Source organism: Nonomuraea sp. NPDC005692, assembly GCF_040631115.1.
Classification (GTDB): Bacteria; Actinomycetota; Actinomycetes; order Streptosporangiales; family Streptosporangiaceae; genus Nonomuraea.
Genome location: NZ_JBEXYU010000020.1, coordinates 175,056 through 194,998, shown reverse-complemented (window position 1 = coordinate 194,998; position 19,943 = coordinate 175,056). Strand labels below are relative to the sequence as shown.

The 19,943-nt window shown below is 73.3% G+C and carries 14 protein-coding genes; 4 read left to right on the top strand and 10 right to left on the bottom strand.

Features of this window, described 5'->3' with window-relative positions:
• Positions 1–182: 182 nt before the first annotated feature.
• Positions 183–1,781, top strand: coding sequence for a serine/threonine-protein kinase (locus ABZ459_RS33355; RefSeq protein ID WP_357978920.1), 1,599 nt, complete (start codon positions 183–185; stop codon positions 1,779–1,781).
• A gap of 27 nt (positions 1,782–1,808) precedes the next feature.
• Here ABZ459_RS33355 and ABZ459_RS33350 read toward each other — a convergent pair whose 3' ends face one another.
• Together ABZ459_RS33350 and aceE are read right to left on the bottom strand one after the other, a co-directional pair.
• Entirely contained in the window at positions 1,809–3,164 is a 1,356-nt protein-coding gene (locus ABZ459_RS33350; protein ID WP_357978918.1) for a HAMP domain-containing sensor histidine kinase, read from the bottom strand.
• Positions 3,165–3,267: 103 nt separating this feature from the next.
• The gene (aceE, locus tag ABZ459_RS33345; protein ID WP_357978916.1) at positions 3,268–5,715 is read right to left on the bottom strand and encodes a pyruvate dehydrogenase (acetyl-transferring), homodimeric type; all 2,448 of its coding nucleotides are present in this window, start codon (positions 5,713–5,715) and stop codon (positions 3,268–3,270) included.
• Positions 5,716–5,763: 48 nt separating this feature from the next.
• On the opposite strand from aceE, the gene ABZ459_RS33340 reads away from it, so the two are divergent.
• Positions 5,764–6,372, top strand: coding sequence for a GntR family transcriptional regulator (locus tag ABZ459_RS33340; protein WP_357978915.1), 609 nt, complete (start codon positions 5,764–5,766; stop codon positions 6,370–6,372).
• Positions 6,373–6,405: 33 nt separating this feature from the next.
• On the opposite strand, the gene ABZ459_RS33335 is transcribed toward ABZ459_RS33340, so the two are convergent.
• From ABZ459_RS33335 to ABZ459_RS33300, 8 genes are all read right to left on the bottom strand, one after another.
• Positions 6,406–7,788 carry a DHA2 family efflux MFS transporter permease subunit gene (locus tag ABZ459_RS33335; protein WP_357978913.1) on the bottom strand — a complete coding sequence of 461 codons (1,383 nt, stop codon included), beginning with the start codon at positions 7,786–7,788 and terminating at the stop codon, positions 6,406–6,408.
• 1 nt (position 7,789) lies between these two features.
• Positions 7,790–9,337: an AMP-binding protein gene (locus tag ABZ459_RS33330; protein ID WP_357978911.1), complete on the bottom strand. Its 1,548-nt coding sequence runs from the start codon at positions 9,335–9,337 to the stop codon at positions 7,790–7,792.
• 115 nt (positions 9,338–9,452) lie between these two features.
• Positions 9,453–10,292, bottom strand: coding sequence for a family 3 encapsulin nanocompartment shell protein (locus tag ABZ459_RS33325; protein ID WP_357978908.1), 840 nt, complete (start codon positions 10,290–10,292; stop codon positions 9,453–9,455).
• A 9-nt stretch (positions 10,293–10,301) separates the two neighbouring features.
• Complete coding sequence (locus tag ABZ459_RS33320) at positions 10,302–11,024, bottom strand: sulfotransferase family protein (RefSeq protein ID WP_357978906.1); 723 nt, start codon at positions 11,022–11,024, stop codon at positions 10,302–10,304.
• Positions 11,021–12,004: an aldo/keto reductase gene (locus ABZ459_RS33315; RefSeq protein ID WP_357978904.1), complete on the bottom strand. Its 984-nt coding sequence runs from the start codon at positions 12,002–12,004 to the stop codon at positions 11,021–11,023. The genes ABZ459_RS33320 and ABZ459_RS33315 overlap by 4 nt, the downstream gene beginning before the upstream one ends.
• Positions 12,005–12,020: 16 nt before the next feature.
• Positions 12,021–15,059, bottom strand: coding sequence for an amino acid adenylation domain-containing protein (locus ABZ459_RS33310; protein ID WP_357978902.1), 3,039 nt, complete (start codon positions 15,057–15,059; stop codon positions 12,021–12,023).
• Positions 15,060–15,129: 70 nt separating this feature from the next.
• Complete coding sequence (locus ABZ459_RS33305; RefSeq protein WP_357978900.1) at positions 15,130–16,236, bottom strand: FAD-binding oxidoreductase; 1,107 nt, start codon at positions 16,234–16,236, stop codon at positions 15,130–15,132.
• Positions 16,237–16,463: 227 nt separating this feature from the next.
• On the bottom strand, positions 16,464–17,600 hold the full coding sequence (locus ABZ459_RS33300; protein ID WP_357978898.1) for an NAD(P)/FAD-dependent oxidoreductase: 1,137 nt from the start codon (positions 17,598–17,600) through the stop codon (positions 16,464–16,466).
• Between the two features lie 114 nt (positions 17,601–17,714).
• Here ABZ459_RS33300 and ABZ459_RS33295 point away from each other — a divergent pair, with 114 nt between their 5' ends.
• Together ABZ459_RS33295 and ABZ459_RS33290 are read left to right on the top strand one after the other, a co-directional pair.
• On the top strand, positions 17,715–18,017 hold the full coding sequence (locus ABZ459_RS33295) for a 4a-hydroxytetrahydrobiopterin dehydratase (RefSeq protein WP_357978896.1): 303 nt from the start codon (positions 17,715–17,717) through the stop codon (positions 18,015–18,017).
• A gap of 132 nt (positions 18,018–18,149) precedes the next feature.
• On the top strand, positions 18,150–19,877 hold the full coding sequence (locus ABZ459_RS33290) for an MFS transporter (RefSeq protein ID WP_357978894.1): 1,728 nt from the start codon (positions 18,150–18,152) through the stop codon (positions 19,875–19,877).
• The last annotated feature ends 66 nt before the right edge of the window (positions 19,878–19,943 follow it).

Below are 19,943 nucleotides of genomic sequence, written 5' to 3'. Positions count from 1 at the left end.
GGGGGTGCATTTCTACACGCGGGGCAAGGTCGTGACCTCGCGCTGGCTGGACCCGTCCCACGGCGGCGTGAACCTGGGCTTCCCCACGAACGGGTGACCCCGCGCCCGCCCTCCTCACAGGATCGACTCGAAGCCTGTGCGGCCGTTGCATGAGGGCGGGATGATCGGGTAGGCAGGGCGGCATGTCACTTTCGCGCTGTGCGGGCTGGTTGCTGGCCGGACGCTACCGGCTGCTGTCCGAACTGGGCCGCGGTGGCATGGGCCGGGTCTGGCGGGCCCACGACGAGCTGCTCGACCGGCAGGTCGCGGTCAAGGAGGTCACCCTCGGGCACACGCTGGGGGCCGAGCGGGAGCGGCTGCTCGGGCGGACGATGCGGGAGGCGCGGCTGGCCGCCCGGCTGAGCCACCCGCACATCGCCGCCGTCTACGACGTGGTGGTGGCCGACGAGCGGCCGTGGATCGTGCTCCAGCTCGTGCCCTCGCGCAGCCTCGCCGACGTGATCGCCGAACGCGGGCCGCTGTCCCCGCCCGACGCCGCGCGCCTCGGGCTGCAGGTGCTGGAGGCGCTGAGCGCGGCGCACGCCGACGGCATCGTGCACCGCGACGTCAAGCCCGGCAACATCCTGCTGAACGGCGACCGGCACGCCCTGCTCACCGACTTCGGCCTGGCCACCACCCTCGACGACCAGGCCAACATCACCCAGTCGGGCATGGTGGTGGGCACGCCCGCCTACATCGCCCCGGAACGCCTGCGCGGCGGCCACGCGACCCCGCAGGCCGACCTGTGGTCCCTCGGCGCCACCCTGTACGCGGCCGTCGAAGGCCAGTCGCCCTTCCCGCACAGCGGCCACCTGGCGGCCCTGACGGCGGTGCTCACCTCCGAGCCCGCGCCGTTCCACCTGGCCGGGCCGCTCGCGCCGGTCATCGCCGGTCTCCTGGCGAAGGACCCCGCCCGCCGGATCGACGGCGAGGAGGCCCGGCGGCGCCTGACCCGGGTGGCCGCGCTGCGCGACGAGGAACCCCACGACACCGCCGCCATCCCTTTGGCCGCCTCGCTGCCCAACACCGGCGACCTCCTTCCCCCCACCCTCTTCCCGCCCACCCCGGCCCCGGAGGTCTCCCTCCCCGCCCCGGCCCCCGTCCCCGCCGCGCGCGCCGACATCCCGTCGGAGGCCCCCGGCCCGCAAGCCGTTCCCGTGCCGCGCGCCCCCGCCCCGGACGCCAGGCGGCGGATCCCGGGGTGGGACCGCGTGGGACGCAGGACCAGCGAGCGGAACCACGCGGTGCGCCGGACCATGCCTGGCGCCGCGCGAGGGCTGCGCGCGCACCGCGAGCTGCTGCCGTTCTCGGTGTCGATCCCGCAGCCGAGCAGGCCGCAGCGCTGGCGGCAGCTCACCGCCCTGGCCGCGCTCGTCACCAGCGTGCTGCTCACGACGTCCTGGAACGGCGACGGCGGCGGGCCCGCCACCCCCCGCACCCCCTCCTACGCCGACCCGGCGCCGAACCAGGCCCCCGAGCACGCGGGCATCATGCACGCCGTCGCCGCCTCGCGCGACCGCACCCCGGAGGACGCTTCCGACCGCGCGGCCGAGCAGAGCGGCTCCCGCCGCCGTCCGCCCGCCCAGCCGCTGGCGCAGCCACCGGCCCAGCCGCCCGCCGTGACCGGCGCCAGGTCGGGCGCCACTTCCGCGGCCACTTCCGGCAAGGGCCGCAAGGTCGGCCATCAGGGCGCCAAGGCCAAACACGGCAAGGGCCGCGCCCGCGGCCACACCAAACACTAGGAACCCCGCGCCCCTGCTGCGGAGGCGTCAGGCGAGGGGGAGGCGGAGGACGAAGCGGGCGCCCTTGGGGGAGTCCTCGATGGTCAGCGTGCCGTGGTGCGCCGTCGCGATCTCGCGGGCGATCGGCAGCCCGAGGCCGGTGCCGCCGGCGTCGCGGTTGCGGGAGTCGTCCAGGCGGGTGAAGCGCTGGAAGACGAGCTCGCGCTGGGCCGGTTCGATGCCTCCGCCGTCGTCCAGGACCTCCAGCACGGCCCGGCCCTCCTCCTCCCGGACCGTCACGGTGACCTGCGTCTCGGCGTGCCGCTCGGCGTTGTCCAGCAGGTTCGTCAGCAGACGGGTGAGCTGCAGCCGGTCGCCCATGACGACCACGCCCTCGTCAGGGCCGGTGACCACGCGCTTGGCCCGCGGCCTGGCGGTCTCGGCGGCGACCAGCTCGCCCAGGTCCACCGGCTCGCGGTCGCTCGGGGCCCCGGCGTCCAGCTTGGTCAGCGTGAGCAGGTCGGTGACGATGGCCTGCAGCCGGTCGAGGCTGGCCAGCACCTGGGTGCTGGTCTCCCGCCAGTCGGTCTCCTCCGGATGCAGCATGGCCTCCTCGATCTGCGCGCGCATGGCGGTGATCGGGCTGCGCAGGTCGTGCGAGGCGTCCCCGGCGAACCTGCGCTGCTGCTCCATCGCGGCCTCCAGGCGCGCCCGCGCGGTCTCCAGCCGTTCCAGCGTCTGGTTGGCGGTCTCGGCCAGGGCTCTGATCTCGTCGTCGGTGTCCGGGACGGGCACCCGCAGGCCGCCGCCGTCCGCGGTGATCTCGGCGAGCCGTTTGGTGATGCTGCTGACGGGGGCGAGCGTCCTGGCCACGACCCGCGACACCCCGAAGAAGGTCAGCCCGACCAGCAGCGCCGACACCACGATCTGGAACAGCACGACCTGCGGGCTGACGAACCAGGGGACCGCGGGGTCGAAGGCGTAGATGATCCAGGTGCCCTCGGGCTGGAAGGCGCGCAGGGCGACCACGAGCTCGCACCGGTCGGGGAAGGCCGGCAGGTCGCAGCTCCTGCTGACGTAGTTGGCCTGGTCGCGGGGGATCTGGGCCGTCTGGCGGGGGGCGTCGGCCAGGTTGGGCGTCCAGGCGACGGCCCGTCCGGCCGGGTCGACGACCTGGATGCCGTCGAGGCCGAGGGGTTCCAGCACCTGGGGCAACTGGTTGCGCTTGACCATGAGGAGCACGCGCAGGGCTCGCCCGGACACGTCGCTGGCGCGCACGTCGGCGACGTCGTCGTGGATGCCGAACATGACGAAGCCGCTGACGACGACGTTCAGCAGCAACATGGCGATGCCGGCGAGCAGTGCCAGCCGCGTACGCAGCGACCGGCGCAACCGTGTTCTCACCCGTCTCCCCCCGGGATCAGCAGAACACGGCTGGTGCGCCAGGCCCTAACTTAGGGAGATTCCTCGATAAATACGGTTACGCCGGGACGAGTCACCCCCGCTGCTACTCCTCCACCGCCTTCAGCACGGCGTCCGCGATCGACCGCGGGTCGACCCCGAAGTGCCTGCGCACGGCCTCCCGGGTGTCGGAGAGCCCGAACCCGTCGGTGCCGAGCGAGGTCCACGGCCGGTCGATCCACGGCCTGATCTGGTCGGGCACGGCCCGCATCCAGTCGCTGACCGCGATCACCGGCCCCTCGGTCCCGGCCAGCGCCTGCCGCAGGTACGGCACCCCGGTCGCCGACATGGCCTCGCGCCGCAGCTCGCTCCACGAGGTGACCGACCAGACGTCCACGCCCAGCCCGTACTCCTCGGCCAGCAGCCGCTGGGCCTCCAGCGCCCAGTGGATCGCGGTGCCGCTGGCCAGCAGGTGCGCGGCCCCGCCGCCGGCGGAGTAGCGGTAGATGCCCTTGACGATGCCCTCCTCGACGCCCTCGGGCATCGCGGGCTGGGGCAGCGGCTCGTTGTAGAGGGTCAGGTAGTAGAACACGTCCTCGGCGGCCTCGCCGTACATGCGCCTGAGCCCGTCGCGGACGATGACGCCGACCTCGTAGGCGAAGGCCGGGTCGTAGGCCAGGCAGGCGGGGTTGGCCGAGGCCAGGAGCTGGGAGTGGCCGTCGGCGTGCTGCAGGCCCTCGCCCGTCATGGTGGTGCGGCCGGCGGTCGCGCCGATCAGGAACCCGCGGCCGAGCTGGTCGGCCAGGGCCCACATCTGGTCGCCGGTCCGCTGCCAGCCGAACATCGAGTAGAAGATGTAGAACGGCACCATCGGCTCGCCGTGGGTGGCGTAGCTGGTGGCCGCCGCGGTGAAGGAGGCCATCGACCCGGCCTCGGTGATGCCCTCGATGAGGATCTGCCCGTCCACCGCCTCCTTGTACGCCAGCAGCAGCTCCCGGTCGACGGACTCGTACCGCTGGCCGAGCGGCGAGTAGATCTTCGCCGTGGGGAACAGCGACTCCATGCCGAACGTCCTGGCCTCGTCGGGCACGATCGGCACCCAGCGCCGCCCGGTCTCCGGCTCCTTCATCAGGTCCTTGACCAGCCGGACGAACGCCATCGTGGTGGCCACCTGCTGCGTCGAGCCCTTGGCCAGGGCCGCGAACGGCCGCTCGCCCGGCTGTGGCAGCGGCCGGCCGGCGACCGTGCGGTGGGGGATCGGGCCGCCCAGCTCCCGCCGGCGCTCGGCGACGTACCTGGCCTCGGCCGAGTCGGCCCCCGGGTGCAGGTACGGCGGCAGCTCCCCGGCCAGCGCCGAGTCGGGGACGGGCAGGCCGAGCCGGTCGCGCATGACGCGGAACTCGTCGAGGGTGAGCTTCTTCATCTGGTGGTTGGCGTTGCGCGCCTCGACGCCCGCGCCCAGCGTCCAGCCCTTGACCGTCTGGACGAGGACCACCGTGGGCGCGCCCCGGTTCTGGAGCGCCCGGTGGTAGGCGGCGTACACCTTGCGCGGCTCGTGCCCGGCCCGCGAGCCGCCGACGATGCGCCGCAGGTCGTCGTCGGTGTGGGGCACGTCGAGCCCCTGGAACAGGTGCTGCCTGATGTAGGCGCCGTCGGCGGCGGCGAACGTCTGGAACTGGCCGTCCGGCACCTCGCCGAGCCTGGCCACGAGCTCGTCGGAGCCGAGCAGGCCGTCCCACTCGGCGCCCCACAGCGCCTTGACGACGTGCCAGCCCGCGCCCCTGAAGACGCTCTCCAGCTCCTGCACGATCCGGGTGTTGCCGCGTACCGGGCCGTCGAGCCGCTGGAGGTTACAGTTGATCACGAAGGTGAGGTTGTCCAGCCCCTCCCTGGCGGCCAGCGTCAGCGCCGCCGTGGACTCCGGCTCGTCCATCTCGCCGTCGCCCAGGAAGGCCCAGACATGGCTGTGCGAGGTGTCCTTGATGCCGCGGTTGTGCAGGTAGCGGTTGAAGCGCGCCTGGTAGACCGCGTTGAGCGGGCCGATGCCCATCGACACGGTCGGGAACTGCCAGAAGCCCGACATCGCCCTGGGATGCGGGTACGACGGCAGCCCGCCCTGCGTCTCGCGCCGGAACAGGTCGAGCTGCTCCTCGCTCAGACGCCCTTCGAGGAACGCCCGCGCGTAGATGCCGGGGGAGGCGTGCCCCTGGAAGAAGACCTGGTCGTCCGTGCCGTGGAAGAAGTGGTTGAAGCCGACCTCGTACAGCCAGGCGGCCGAGGCGTAGGTGGCCAGGTGGCCGCCGAGGCCGAGCTTGCTGCCCCGGCTGACCATGACGGCGGCGTTCCACCGGTCGTAGGCCGCGACGCGTTCTTCGAGCTCCAGGTCGCCGGGGTAGGCGGGCTCCTCGGCGGTGGGCACCGTGTTGAGATAGCGCGTGCTCGTGGCGAGCCTGCGCAGCAGGTAATCGGCCCGATCAGGACCGGCCGCCCGCCGGACCGCCTCAAGCGATTCGAGCCATTCGGCGGTCTCCTGAGGATCCAGATCTTTCTCCATGCTTCCATTAAACACCATATGATCGATCATCCGATGAAAGGATTATCTGTGGAGCCCGTGGTGCGGCCGCCGTTGCGCGAAGAGATCAGGAAAGTGCTGCTCGACGGCCTGATCAGCGGCCGGTGGGAGCCCGGCGAGCGTATCGTCGAGCGCCGCCTGGCCGCCGAGCTCCAGGTCAGCCAGGCCCCCGTACGCGAGGCGCTGCGCGAGCTGGAGGCGCTCCGGCTGGTCGAGTCGGCGCCCAACCGCGGCGCCCGGGTCCGCGGCTTCACCCTCGACGACCTGCGCGAGGTCTACCAGGTCAGGGCCGGCCTGGAGGAGACCGCCACCCGCCTCGGCCGGCCGCCGGCGGCGGCGCTGCGCGCCCACGTGGGCCGCCTGCACGCCGCCGCGGCCGCCGGCTCCCTCGACGACCAGGTGCGCCACGGCGTCGCCTTCCACCGGGAGATCGTGGCGGCCTCGGGCAACGCGCTGCTGGTGTCGGTGTGGGAGTCGCTCGGCGTCGAGGTCTGGACGCACGTGTCGATCCGGCTGTTCAGGATGCGGCCGCACGAGAACGCGGCCGACCACGAACCACTGGTGGAGGCGTTCGAGCGGGACGACCCGCGGGTCGGCCGCCTGCTCCACGACCACGTCCTGGCCTACGCGCCCGACTGACCCGACAGCCCGTCCCTTGCCGCCGTACGCCGGTCAGGCGCGCCGCGCGGCGGGCTCGGCCCGCGGGGCGCGAAGGCCGGCGGCGGCGACGGCGACCAGCGCGCACAGGCCCAGCATCGTCAGCCACACCCCCTGGTACGCCCCGACCGCCCCGAGCCGGTCGCCCGACAGCACCAGCACCAGCGCCGAGACGCCGATGACGGCCCCGACGGCCCGCGAGGTCACCGACAGGGCGGTGCCGGTGGCCAGCCGCGCGGGCGGGATCTCGGCCACCGCCGCGCCGCTCAGCGACGTGATCAGCACGGCCACCGCGACCCCCGACAGCACCACGGCGGGCAGCACCACCGTCAGGTACGCCGGCCCGCCCCCCGTCGCGAACGCCAGGTACGCCGTGGACAGGGCCAGCAGCGCCACCCCGCACAGGGCGAGCAGGCGATGGCCGGTCCTGGCGGCCAGCCGCCCGGCGAGCGGCGCGGTCAGCACCTGGGCGAGCGCGCCCGGCGTGACGGCGAGCCCCGCGGCGGCCACGGAGTACCCCCAGATCCCGGTCAGGAACAGGATGTTGGCCAGCGGCAGCGCGAACATCACCAGCCCGACCAGGAACATCGCGAGGTTGGCCCGCTGCGTGCCGCGCGCCCGCAGCGCGCCCAGGTCCACGATCGGAGCGGGATGCGTGCGCGCCCGCCGGACGAACAGCACGGCCACGACGACGCCCGCGACCAGCGCCGCGATCGTGCCGGGGCTGCCCGGCCCCCACGCGTCGCTCTGCACGATCGCCAGCGAGGGCAGCCCGATGGCCCCCACCAGCAGCAGCAGCCCGGCGATGTCCGGCAGCCTGGACGTGGCCGCCTCGCCCGCCGCTCCGGGCACGATCCGCCAGGCGCCCGCCAGCACGGCCGCCCCGACCGGCAGGTGCAGGAAGAACACCGTCCGCCAGTCCCAGACGCCGACCAGCATGCCGCCGAGCGAGGGCCCCGACGCCGTCGCCACCGACTGCGCCGCGCTCCACAGCCCGATCGCCGTGCCCCGGCGTTCCGGCGGGTAGTACGGCAGGATCAGCGCGAGCGTCAGCGGCGTGATCACCCCGCCGCCCACGCCCTGCACGACCCGGGCGGCGATCAGCGCACCCGCCGACGGCGCCACCGCGCACAGGGCGGCGCCGATCACGAACACCGCGAGGCCGGTCAGGAACACCCGCCGCGCGCCGAACCGGTCGGCCAGGCCGCCCGCCGGCAGCAGCGCCGCGGTGAACACGATCGCGTAGCCGTTGAACACCCACGACAGCTCGGGCAGGCTGCTGCCCGGGAAGCTGCGCAGGATGTCGGGGAAGGCGATGTTCGCGAGCTGCACGTCGATCGCGCCGAGGAAGGCGCTCCCGCACAGGACGGCGAGCGGGAGCGCTCGTGAACCGGCCACCTCAGTCCGACGCCGCGCCGAACCGTTCCCGCAGCTCGACCTTGCGGATCTTGCCGGTGACGGTCCGCGGCATCTCCTCGACGATCTCCAGGCGCTCGGGCCAGAACCAGTCGTTCACACCGGCCTCCTTGAGGTAGGCGCGCAGCTCCTCCAGCGTGGGCGGCTCGCCCGACGGCGTGACGACGGCGCACACCAGCTCGACCAGCGCCGGGTCCGGGATGCCGATGAGGGCGATGTCGCGGATCGCCGGATGCCGGCCGAGCAGCGCCTCGATGTCGCTGACCGGCAGCTTGAGGCACATGTTGGCGATGATGACGTCCTTGGTCCTGCCGGAGATGCGCACGCCGCCGTAGCCGTCGTCGCGGGCCAGGTCGCCGGTGTCGAACCAGCCGTCCGGGGTGATCGACTTGGCGTAGATCTCGTCGCGCAGGTAGTAGCCGAGGCACTGGGCCGCGCCGCGTACCTGGAGCGCGCCGATCTCGCCCTTCTCGACCGGCCTGTTCTCCTCGTCGACGATGCGCACCTCCATGCCGGAGATGACCGTGCCGTCGCTCTCGCCGGCCCGCTCGGGCGGGTCCTGCGGGCGGGTCATGGTGACGCCGCCGTTCTCGGTCATGCCCCACAGCGCGTACACGCGCACGCCGAGCGTCTCGGTGACCCGTTCCACCAGGTGCGGGGGGACGGGGGCCGAGCCGGAGACGAAGACGCTCAGGCTGGGCAGCTTGCGCGGCCGGGCCGCCTGCTCCTCGCTGATCTCCCGGGCGAACGGCGGCGAGCCGTAGTACATGGTGACGTCGTGGTCGGACATCAGGTCGAGGTAGACGCCTGGATCCCAGGCGTCGGCCGTGACCGCGGTGCCGCCCAGCGTCAGCGCCGTCAGGTACGCCATCACCAGGCCGACGTAGTGCATCGACGTCTGGGCCGTCATGATGACCAGGCTCGGGTCCAGCCCGAACGCCTCCCCGTAGCCCTTGATGTCGGCGTACAGGGTGTTCTGGCTGTGCAGCGCGCCCTTGGGCTCGCCGGTCGTGCCCGAGGTGAACAGGATGAGGAACGGGTCGTCGGGGCCCAGCTCGCGGCCCTCGATGTCGGCCGGGTCGCCCGGTTCCGGGGTGAGCAGCAGCTCGTCGAAGTCGAGCGAGCCGGGCGGGCCGCCGCCGCCGACGACGATCACGTGCTCCAGGCTCGGGATCTCCCGCGCCAGGGTCATCCCCGTCTCCGCCGTGTCCAGGTGGCCGATCCGGCTCGTGGTGACGAACAGCTTCGCCTCGGTCAGCCGGATCATGAAGTCCAGCTCGCGGTGCCGGTAGATGGGCATCTGCGGGGCGATGCGCGCGCCGATCCTCATGCACGCCAGCGCGAGGGGCAGCGTCTCCCTGCGGTTGGGGAGCTGGATGGCGACGAAGTCGCCCGGCCGCACGCCCAGCCGGACCAGGCCGTGCGCGATGCGGTCGGTCATCGCGCCCAGCTCGGCGTACGTGACGACGTCGGTGACACCGTCGGCGACGCGCCGGCTGATCAGTGCTGCCTTGTCGGGAGACGCAGTCATGTTGCGGCGTAAGTCGTCCAGAAAGGTCTCGTCGCGCCACCAACCGTTGCGCCGGTATTCCTGGCTCGTGTCCGGCACGGTCACCGCCTTTCGTCGTTCTCGTTCTACTCGATTGCTAGGAAGTGGGAAATACTGTGTTTTCCCCGGCAGGGGTGACCAGGTAGAACAGTCCCGGCAGATGCACCGCGACGCCCTCGTACACCTCCGCGCAGACGGCCACGCCCGGCCGGGCGAACGTGCCGGGCGGCGGCTCGGCCACCCGGATCACCGAGCGGCGCGCGTCCAGCAGCCTGGCCGCCACGGAGATGTCGCCGACCAGGGCGTCCCCGGGGGCGACCCACCGGTTGCGGCTGACCTTCATGCCGTTGCCCTCGGCCAGCTCGGCCAGCAGCCCGCCCCGGCCGATCAGCCGGTGGTAGTAGTCGCGCGGGTTGACGATCATCGCATGCGGGGTCGCGCCCGACTGCTCGACCTCGTCGCAGGCCGACAGCACGCCGTGGACGTAGTCGTCGTACGGCAGGCGGGCGATCTCCGGATGGCCGAGCAGGGCGGTGGTCAGGGCCAGGTTCTCGGCCGTGGCCAGCCGGACCAGGAGTCGGTAGTCGAGGAAGGTGGCCAGGGCGTCCGGGTCCGCGGCCAGGCCGTCGGGGATCTGCACCCACGCCTGGATCGGATGCACCTTGGCCTCCGACATGCCGAACCTGAAGGCCGCCTCGCGCCGCACGTCCGAGTCGCGAACGGTCCGCCGCTCCTCCTCGCCGGGCGGCGACTCCGTCCAGAACCGGGCCCGGTCGCCCTCGACGGGGACGACCCTGAGCAGGTTGCGCACGGTCAGGCGGGGCCGGTCCTTGGTCGGCTCGTGCGCCTCGGTGATGGTGTAGTCGAAGGTCACTTCCGCGTGGGCGGGGTCCTCGGCGTAGGCCCGCGCGAACAGCCGGCCCGGTGACTCTGACATGGATACTCCCTATTCGTCCTGGACGAGGCGCTGGTAGAAGGGGAGATGGTGGTCGTAGAAGGCCCGCAGGGCGGGATGGTTGTCCACGGTCGCGGCGTAGACGTTGCCGCGGTCCTCGAACCCGGCGCTGCCGCTCGCGTCCAGGTGCCAGCGGCGGGTCCGTCCCCACTCCGGGCGGTCACCGGCGGCCCAGGTGAGCGAGCCGGGCAGGAAGGGCAGGCCGGTGTAGGCGCAGAACTCCTCGACGACCGCCGCCGGCTCGCGGATCAGCCGTTCGGTGCGGATCACCAGCGGCCGCCGGCCGGTGGCCTCCCGGACCAGCTCGTGCAGCAGGAACAGCCGCTCGTAGCCGATCTCGTCGCAGGTCACCGCCGGCTTGATCGCGTAGTGCGAGGCGATGGTCGGCCGCGGGTCGCGCACGATGAACGTGTGGACGATCCCCGCCAGGTCCTCCGGATGCTTGAACAGGTGCGGGTACTCGTAGTCGAGCACCTCCTTGACGAACACCGGCCGCGCCCGCGCCAGCTCGGCCAGCCGCACCAGCAGGTCCTTCTCCGAGCGGGCCGTCACCTGGCCGCCGTCCGGCGACGGCAGCGTCAGCGAGCCCTCCTCGGTCAACGCCAGGAACGGCTCGTGCAGCACGGCCACGTCGCCCCGCTCGATCATCATGCGCAGGAACGCGGTCGAGGCCGAGCGCGAGTGCGCCCACATGGCGACCAGCGGCCGGCTCACCCCGACCACCACGCCGGCACCCGGTCCCAGCGGTGCCGCCGCAGCTCGCTCAGCAGGCCGGGGTCGAGCGGCCGCCCGTCGGAGACGCCGAGGTTGGCCCGCACGTGCGCCGGCCTGCGCATCCCCGGGATCACCGTGCTGACCGCCGGGTGGTGCAGGACGAACCGCAGCGCGACCTCCGGCAGCGAGAGCCCCTCCGGGAGCGCCGCCTTGAGCCGTTCGGCCCGCTCGACGCTCGGCCCCAGGTTCTCCGGCCCGAAGTACGTGCTGCGCCAGTCCTCCGGCGGCCACGTGCTGTCCGCGGTCAGTGTGCCGGTGAGGGTGCCCTCGTCGAACGGCACGCGGGCGATGATGCCCACGCCCTCGCGCAGCGCCCGGTCGAACAGCTCGTCCTCGGGCGCCTGGTCGAAGATGTTGTAGATCACCTGGATGACGTCGATCAGGCCGGTGTCGAGCGCGGCGAGGCAGTTGGCCGGCTCCCACCGGTTGACGCTGATGCCGACCGCGTCGATCAGGCCCTCGCTCTTGAGGTCCCTGATCGCCTCCTGCCACCGCTCGTCACGGGCCCAGCGGTCCTCCCAGGTGTGGAACTGCATGAGGTCGATGCGTGAGACGCCCAGGTTGTCCAGGCTGCGGTGGGTGTACTCGCGGATGTGCTCGGCGGGGTAGGCGTCGTCGAGGGTGTCGTCCGGTCCAGGGGGCCATTCGCGGTTCTTCGGTGGGATCTTCGTGGCCACGTACAGCCGGTGGCCGGAGTGGCGGCGCAGCAGCGCGCCGAGCAGCTGCTCGCTGACGCCGCGGCCGTAGACCCAGGCGGTGTCGAAGAAGGTGCAGCCCAGTTCGACGGCCTCGTCGAGGCACCGGGGGGCGACGTCGTAGTCCCAGCCGGTGAAGCCGCCGGGGCCGCCGCCGATGCCCCACATGCCGTATCCGACCTCGCTGACCTCCCAGCCGAGGTTTCCCATCTTGCGGTAGCGCATTCCTGACCTTTCCTGATCAACCGGTGGGCACCCGCTGCCCGGCCGTGGCCGCCAGCCGGGCGTGATAGGCGGCGATCGGGCCGTCGAGGGTGCCCTCGCCGAGCCGCCATCGCTGTTCGAGCCTGTGGCACTCGTCCTTGCGGAACAGCGCGGGGTTGTCGGTGAGCAGCCCGCCGAACGCCCGGCGCAGCTCCTCCTCGTCCGCCGCGGCGGGCAGCAGGGAGGCGAGCGTGATCAGCTCGCGGTCCCCGCTCGCCCGGCCGGTCTCGCGGACGAGCCGCGCGAAGTCGCCGCACGGGATCGGCGTGACCGGCACGCCCGCCCGGGCCGGCACGTCGTCGATGCTGACGCTCTCGGCGCGGAAGACGTGCAGCGTCCGGCCCCAGACCTCGGGGTCGGCCACGGCCGCCCCGACCCGCGCGGCGACGTAGTCGACCGGGGTGTAGTCGGTGCGCGTGGCGACGTCGGGACGCACGCCGAGCCGCAGGAACGCCGACAGCAGCAGGTGGGTGAAGGCGACCGGGTTCGGATAGCCGTTGTCGGCGCTCGGCATGATCTCGCCCAGCCGCAGCACGGTCACCAGCGCGCCCCGGCGCCGGGCCTCGGCCAGGTAGCGCTCGGCGATCCATTTGGACCGGCTGTAGCCGCCGCCCGGCGGCCTGGCCAGCGCCGGGTCGCAGTCCTCCGGGACGCGCTCGCCCCTGTGGAGCGCCTCCGTCTGCAAGGCGCCCAGCGTCGAGACGTAGTGCAGCGGCACCGGATGGTGGGCCATCGCCAGCCGCACCAGCTCGATCGTGCCGCGCACGTTGGCCTGACGGTGGGCGCGGTAGTCGAACAGGAAGTTCACCATCGCGCCGTTGTGCAGCACCAGGTCGCAGGCTCGGGCCAGATGCTCCCAGGTGGAGCCGTCCAGCCCGAGGCCGGGTAAGGCGAGGTCGCCCGCGTAGCCCTCCAGCCGGTCGGCGAAGCGCGGCTCCCACAACCCCCGCTCGGCGAGCGCCGCCACGACCCGGGCCGTGGCCGCCTCGTCGTCGGCCGCCCGCGCCAGGCAGCAGACCCGCAGCCCGCCGCGGCCCAGCAGCTCGTGCACCAGGCGGCTGCCGACGAACCCGGTGGCCCCGGTGACCAGCACCGTACGCAGCCGCTCCGGCCTGGACGCCCGCCGGATGGGCTCCCCGTCGGGCACCACGGAGTCGCGCGCCATCAGCACCGACTCCTCCTCGATCGCCTCGTGGTCCTGCCGCCGCCGCTCGATCAGCAGGGCCAGCGCGCCGGCCGTCGGGTGGTCGTACAGGTCCTTGACGTCCACGCGCACGCCGGTCTCGGCGGTGATCATGTGGACCACGGACAGGGCCTGGATGGAGTCGCCGCCCGACTCGGCGAAGTGCGTCTCGGCGGTCAGGCCCGGCCAGCCCAGCGCCGAGCGCATCGCCCGCAGCACCTGGTCGCCCAGGCACGCGGTCGGCGCGCTCTCGGCCAGCAGCGCGGTGTCCTCGGCCAGCCGGCCGTCGAGGATCTCCTGGAGCCGGCCGCGGTCCACCTTGCCGTTGTCGTGCAGCGGCATCTCGGCCAGCGGGAAGAAGTAGCGGGGGACGCTGGTCCGCGGCAGCGTGCGGCGCAGCTCGGCGGCCAGCGCGGCCTCGGTCAGGCCCCTGCCGGAGGCGAACAGCGCCAGCGCCTTGACGCCCGCCTGCTCGGCCACCAGGACCTCGGCCTGCAGCACGCCGGGGCAGCGCTGGGCCGCCGCGGCGATCTCGCCCAGCTCGATGCGCACGCCGTGGATCTTGACCTGGAAGTCCTTGCGGCCGGCGAAGAACAGGCGGCCGTCGTCGTCCAGGTGGCCGAGGTCGCCCGTGAGGTAGAGGCGCTCGCCCGGGATCTCGTCCGGGAACGGGTTGCCGACGAACGCCCTGGCCGTCCCGGCCGGGTCGCCCAGGTAGCCCGCGCCCAGGCAGACGCCGCCGATCGCGATCTCGCCGGTCGTGCCGGGCGGGACCGGGCGCAGGTCGTCGTCCACCACGACCGCGTAGCAGTTGTCGATCGGGCGGCCCAGCGGGACCGCGTCGCCGTCGGCCGCCGACACCCGGTGGAAGACCATCCCGATCGACGCCTCGGTCGGGCCGTAGCCGTTGGTCAGGTCGAGGCCGGGCAGCAGGGCCATCAGGCGGTGCACCGCGCGCGGGCTGACCGCCTCGCTGCCGACGACGAGCCGGCGCAGGGACGACAGCGCGGCCAGGGCGGCGGCGTCGCCGTCCACGATGGCGACCAGGGCGTTGAAGACGCTGGAGACGAAGTCGGCGGTGGTGATGCCGTACCGGGCGATCAGGTCGATGGTGTGCCGGAGGTTGAGGAAGTCGCCCTGCACGGGCAGCACGGTGCGCCCGCCGGTGGTCAGCGGCCAGAACAGCTGCCACAGCGCGGAGTCGGAGGTGTGCCTGCTGTTCTGCAGCACGACGTCGTCGCCGGTCGCGGCGAAGTAGCGGGTCATGAAGCGCAGCCGGTTGGCCAGGCCGCCGTGCCGGTTCATCGCGCACTTGGGGGTGCCGGTGGTGCCGGAGGTGAAGTAGCCGTACGCCAGGTCGTCCGGGCCCAGGTCGACCGCCGGGCGTTCGGAGGTCGGGACGATCGTGTCGATCCCGACGGTGACCGCCCGATCGGCCGCGCCCGGCGGCAGCGGTTCGCCGCCCGCGCACAGGATCGGCCCGTCCGGCAGCACGTCCAGCGTGTCGCGCACGCGCTCGACCGGCCACGACGGGTCGAGCGGCACGAACGCCGCGCCCAGCTTCATCAGCGCCAGGTACGCGACCGGCAGTTCCAGCGAGTTGACCAGCAGGGCCGCGACCACGTCGCCCTTGCCCACGCCGTGCCCGGCCAGCGTCGCCGCCAGGCCGTTGACCAGGTCGTCCAGTTGCCTGTAGGTGAGGGTCCTGCCGTCGTAGGTGACCGCCGGCCGCTCGGGGTACCGGTCGGTCTGCTCCTCGATCAACGCCGGGACGGGACGGAACGGGCCGAAGTCGACCGCCCGGCCGGTGAAGCCGCGGGTGTTGCCGGTCATCTCCACCTCTCTGTCAGGAATGTACGAACGGCGACCGGCCCCCTTGCCCCACACGCCCCCGTCGCCTTCCTCATAGGCGTTCCAAGTCGTTCCAGAGCCGGCCCGGCGCGTACGCCGGGTCGGCGGCCCCGCCGATCGCCGCGGCGGCGGCGATCCGGCCCGCCTCGGGCGACGTCTGGACCCCGTAGCCGCCCAGGGCGGCCAGCCAGACGAACCCCGGGTCGTCGGGCGCCGGCCCGATCACCGGCGTCCCGTCGGCCACCTCGCTGCGCAGCCCGGCCCAGGCGTGCCGGACGCTGCGGATCTCCAGCGTCGTGGCCTCCTGGACGCGCCGCACGCCGACGGCGACGTCCAGGTCGTCGGGGCGGGCGTCGCAGGGCGGGACGGGCGTGGCGTCGGCGGGGGAGACCAGCAGCCGCCCGGACTCGGGCTTGAAGTAGAACGTGTCCGCCACGTCGGTGACCATCGGCCAGGACCGGGCGTCCGTCCCCTCGGGCAGGTCCACCAGGAAGGCGGTCCTGCGCAGCGGGCGCAGCCCCACCGGACGCACCCCGGCCAGCCCGGCGACCTCGTCGGCCCACGCCCCGGCCGCGTTGACCAGGGTCGGCGCGGCGTGCTCGCCCGCGTCGGTGACCGCCCGCCAGACGCCGGCCGTGCGCGACAGCGCCCGGACCCGGGCCGAGGTGACCACCTGCCCGCCCCGGGCCTTGATGCCGCGCAGGAAGCCCTGGTGGAGGGCGTCGACGTCGATGTCCATCGCGCCGGGCTTGAGCATCGCCCTGCTGAACCGGCCAGGACGCAGGATCGGGCAGTGCGCCGGGGCCTCGGCGGGGTCGATCTCCACGGCCGGTGCCGGGGCCCGCCGTCCTTCTGCCAGCACCTCGTCGAACAGCTTCTCGCCGCCGTGCGGGCACAGCGCGAGCACGCCGCGCGGGCTCAGCAGCGGGACGTCGGCGAAACCCGGCGGGGGCGCGGCGAGGAAGTGCCTGCTCGCCGCCGTGAGAGCCCGGACGGGCCGGTTGCCGAAGTACTCCGAGAAGAGCGCCGCCGACCGTCCGGTCGAGTGGTGGCCGGTGACCTGCTCGGCTTCGAGCAGGGTCACGGTGCCTGACCCGGCGAGGAAGAACCCCGCGCAGGCGCCCGCGACGCCGCCCCCGATAATGAGAAAATCTCTCACGTCCGTAAACTGATCACATTTCACCGTGTTTCGGCAAACAGTTTGTACGTCCTGACAGAAATGACTTGCCCGAAATGGGTAGTAAGTCAGGTCGTAAATGCTGTAATTCAAGCATTTATATAAACGATCTTGTGATTAGCGGCCTGTCACAGGCTCGGCGGCGGTGTCCGGGCGTCCCGGCGGCGTCAACCCTATGTCAGAAACGGCGCAGGCGTGCGCTCCGAGTGTCAGATCCGGTCGCTGAGCGCGCGCAGCAGGCGTCCGAAACCGGGCGCCGCCAGGCGGGGCGGGACGGCGGCCATCAGCCGCATCAGGGGCTCGCTCTGCATGAGGGTCCTCGGGCCCGACACGGCGAGCAGGTTCGCGGCGACCGCCGAGGCGCGGGCCGCCCGCCGCCTGCGCCGCGCCGAGTACGCGTCCACGACCGCCGCCGGGTCCGGTGCGGCCCGCAGGCAGGCGGTCAGCGCGGCCACGTCCTCGAGTGCCTGGTTGGTGCCGTGCGCCCCGACCGGCGGCATCGCGTGCGCCGCGTCGCCGAGCAGCACGCACCGGCCCGCGCCCCAGCGGCGCGGGACCCGGTGCCGGGCGTGCGGGAACAGCTCGACGTCGCCGTCGGCTAGCGAGTCCAGCACCCGTGCGACCGGTGCGCCCCAGCCGGCGTACCGGCGGCGCAACATCTCCACCGGCTTGTCCGCCGGCGGGTCGGCCGGCGACCAGGACTGCTCGAAGAACCACTGCATGAGCCCGTCGCCCGCGCCCATGAAACCGAAGTCGCCCTGCCGCCCGATCATCAGCGTCGTGGTCGGGCCGGGGTCGAAGGGGGCGGGCGTCAGGCCCTGCCAGATCGCCGCGCCCGTCGGCGTCGCGGGGACGTCGCCCAGCACGAGCGCGCGGACCCGTGAGCGCACGCCGTCGGCGCCGACCAAGAGGTCGGCCTCGTGCTCGGCGCCCGCCGCGGTGCGCACGCGCACGCCGTCGCGGCCGGCCTCCACCTCCCGCACGCCCGCCCCGAACCGGACGGCGCCCGCCGGGAGGCCCGCGGCCAGGAGCCTGATCAGCGAGCCGCGCGGGATCACCCTGGGGGCCGAGCCGAAGCGGGCCGTCAGGGACTCCAGGTCCACCTCCATGATCCGGCGGCCCCGGGCCGTGCGCACGGATAACGTGGACAGCCGTTGGCCGGTGCCGGCCAGGTCCACGCCGAGGTCGCCGACGATCGCCGTCCCGTTGCACCACAGCGTGATCGCGCCGCCGCCGAGGCGCAGCCCGTCCGCCTCCTCCAGCACGACGACCTCGTGGCCGTCCGCGACCAGGCCGCGCGCGACCGCCAGCCCGCTGATCCCTGCCCCCGCCACCAGTACCCGCATGCGACAGCCCCCTCTACGAATCGTAGTACTACACGTTATAGAGGGATATGGCGGGTGTGAAGCGGCCCATCGGTGGTAGCCGAGCCTCGGGAAGCCGACGACTTTGGGGGCAACATGGCCGAGCGCCTGACCGATGAGGACATCGACACCGCCCTGGTGGCGCTGGAGGGCTGGCGGCGGGACGGCGACGCCCTGGTCAAGGACGTGCCGATCACGCCGGACAGCTACGGCTGGCTGAGCGAGGCGGTGCACAACGAGGGCGCCACGCTGGGGCACCAGGCCGAGATCGAGCGCACGGCGGAGGGCATCCGCTTCCGGCTCTCGACCGGCGAGGCCGGCGGGGTCACCGAGCGCGACGTCGAGCTCGCCGCCCACATCGACCAGGTCCTCGACGGCGGCGCCCGCGACCGCGGCTGACCTTCCGGCGGCCCGCGTCGCGACGGAGTTCGCCGCGCGGCCCCCTTTCCGCGACCGATCCGATGTGCAGGACGCACAGGTTGTGCAGGGAGCACATCCTGTGTAGGGTGCATTCGGACAATAGGGGGATTAATGGTGCATTCCGCGCCCAGCCCGCGCTCCGGCGGCGGGATCGTCAGCGTGCTCGCGGTCGCCGGCATCGTCGGCTCGCTCATGCAGACGCTGGTGGTGCCGCTCATCGGCGAGCTGCCGCGGCTGCTGCGGGCCAGTGCCGCCGACACGTCATGGGTGATCACCGTGACGCTGCTGGTCGGCGCGGTCGCCACCCCCGTGATCGGCAAGCTCGGCGACCTCTACGGCAAGCGCACCATGATGCTCGTCTGCTCGGTGCCGCTCATCGCCGGGTCGGTGGTGTGCGCGCTGTCCGGCTCCCTGATCCCCATGATCGCCGGACGTGGCCTCCAGGGGCTGGGCGTCGGCATGATCCCGCTCGGCGTCAGCGCGCTGCGCGACCTGCTGCCGCCCCAGCGGGTCGGCCCGGCCAGCGCGCTGATGAGCTCGTCCATGGGCATCGGCGGCGCGCTCGGGCTGCCGATCTCGGCCGCGGTCGCCGAGTACGCCGACTGGCGGGTGCTGTTCTGGGGCTCGGCCGCGCTGAGCGTGCTGGTCGCGGTGCTGATCTGGCTGCTGGTCCCGGCCACGCCCACCGCCGCCGCCCGGGGCCGGCTCGACCTGGTCGGCGCGCTCGGCCTGGGCGCGGCGCTGGTCTGCCTGCTGCTCGGCGTGTCGAAGGGCGGCGACTGGGGCTGGTCGAGCGGCACCACCCTCGGGCTGCTCGGCGGCGCGGTGGTGCTCGCCCTGCTGTGGGCGCTGTGGGAGCTGCGCGTCCGCGACCCCCTCGTGGACCTGCGCACCACCGCCCGCCCCCAGGTGCTGCTCACCAACGTGGCCTCGATCCTCGTCGGCTTCGCCATGTACGCCCAGTCGCTGGTCCTCATGCAGATCCTGCAGCTGCCCGCGGCGCTCGGCCACGGCCTGGGCCAGTCGATGCTGGCCGCCGGGCTCTGGATGGCGCCGTCCGGGCTGATGATGATGGCGGTCTCCTCGCTCGGCGCCCGCCTGTCGGCCGCCCGCGGCCCCAAGACCAGCCTGTTCGTCGGCGCGCTGGTCATCGCCGCCGGCTACGGGGCCGCGCTCGGCCTGATGGGCTGGAGCTGGGGCCTGATGATCGCCGGTTGCGTCGGCAGCGCGGGGGTCGGCCTGGCGTACGGCGCGATGCCCGCCCTCATCATGGGCGCGGTCCCGAGGAGCGAGACCGCCTCCGCCAACAGCTTCAACACCCTGATGCGCTCCATCGGCACCTCCGTCTGCGCCGCCGTGGTCGGCGTCGTCCTGGCCCAGCTCACCGTGACGGTCGGCGGCCACACGCTGCCCTCGGAGACCGGCTTCCGCACCGCCCTGCTGATCGGCTGCGGCGTGGCGCTGGCCGCCGCGCTGGTCACCCTGACGCTGCCCAAGCCCACGCCCGCCGCCGCGCCGGCCCCGGCGCCCGCCGAGACCCCCGCGCCCGTCCCCATCCCTGAGCCGGTGGCCGGTCCGGTTCCGGCGGCCCTCGACGCCGCCCGGTCCGCCGCCCTCGGCCCCTGGGAGGACGCGTTCCGCTCGCCCGACCCCGCCCCGGAAGGCCGCCACCAACCGCGGCCGGCCCAGCCGGTGGAGACCGGCGTGCTCTCCCTGGCGGAGCGGGACGAGCTGCTCTGGCTGCGCCGCGAGAACGCCGAGCTCCGCCGTGAGCTGGACGTGCTCATGCGGGGCGCCGGCGTGTGGCTCAAGAACCTGGCCGACGACAAGGCGGGCTGACCTGCCGATCCACATGTCCGGCAAATAATGATTTGAACGAGCGAGTACTCACTCATTACGCTCGTC

Coding starts and splice junctions, on each gene's coding strand:
- aceE (WP_357978916.1), bottom strand. CDS start 5,715: ATGGAGAAAGATCTGGATCCTCAGGAGACCGCCGAATGGCTCGAATCG.
- ABZ459_RS33330 (WP_357978911.1), bottom strand. CDS start 9,337: ATGACTGCGTCTCCCGACAAGGCAGCACTGATCAGCCGGCGCGTCGCC.
- ABZ459_RS33290 (WP_357978894.1), top strand. CDS start 18,150: ATGGTGCATTCCGCGCCCAGCCCGCGCTCCGGCGGCGGGATCGTCAGC.
- ABZ459_RS33325 (WP_357978908.1), bottom strand. CDS start 10,292: ATGTCAGAGTCACCGGGCCGGCTGTTCGCGCGGGCCTACGCCGAGGAC.
- ABZ459_RS33295 (WP_357978896.1), top strand. CDS start 17,715: ATGGCCGAGCGCCTGACCGATGAGGACATCGACACCGCCCTGGTGGCG.
- ABZ459_RS33310 (WP_357978902.1), bottom strand. CDS start 15,059: ATGACCGGCAACACCCGCGGCTTCACCGGCCGGGCGGTCGACTTCGGC.
- ABZ459_RS33300 (WP_357978898.1), bottom strand. CDS start 17,600: ATGCGGGTACTGGTGGCGGGGGCAGGGATCAGCGGGCTGGCGGTCGCG.
- ABZ459_RS33355 (WP_357978920.1), top strand. CDS start 183: ATGTCACTTTCGCGCTGTGCGGGCTGGTTGCTGGCCGGACGCTACCGG.
- ABZ459_RS33315 (WP_357978904.1), bottom strand. CDS start 12,004: ATGCGCTACCGCAAGATGGGAAACCTCGGCTGGGAGGTCAGCGAGGTC.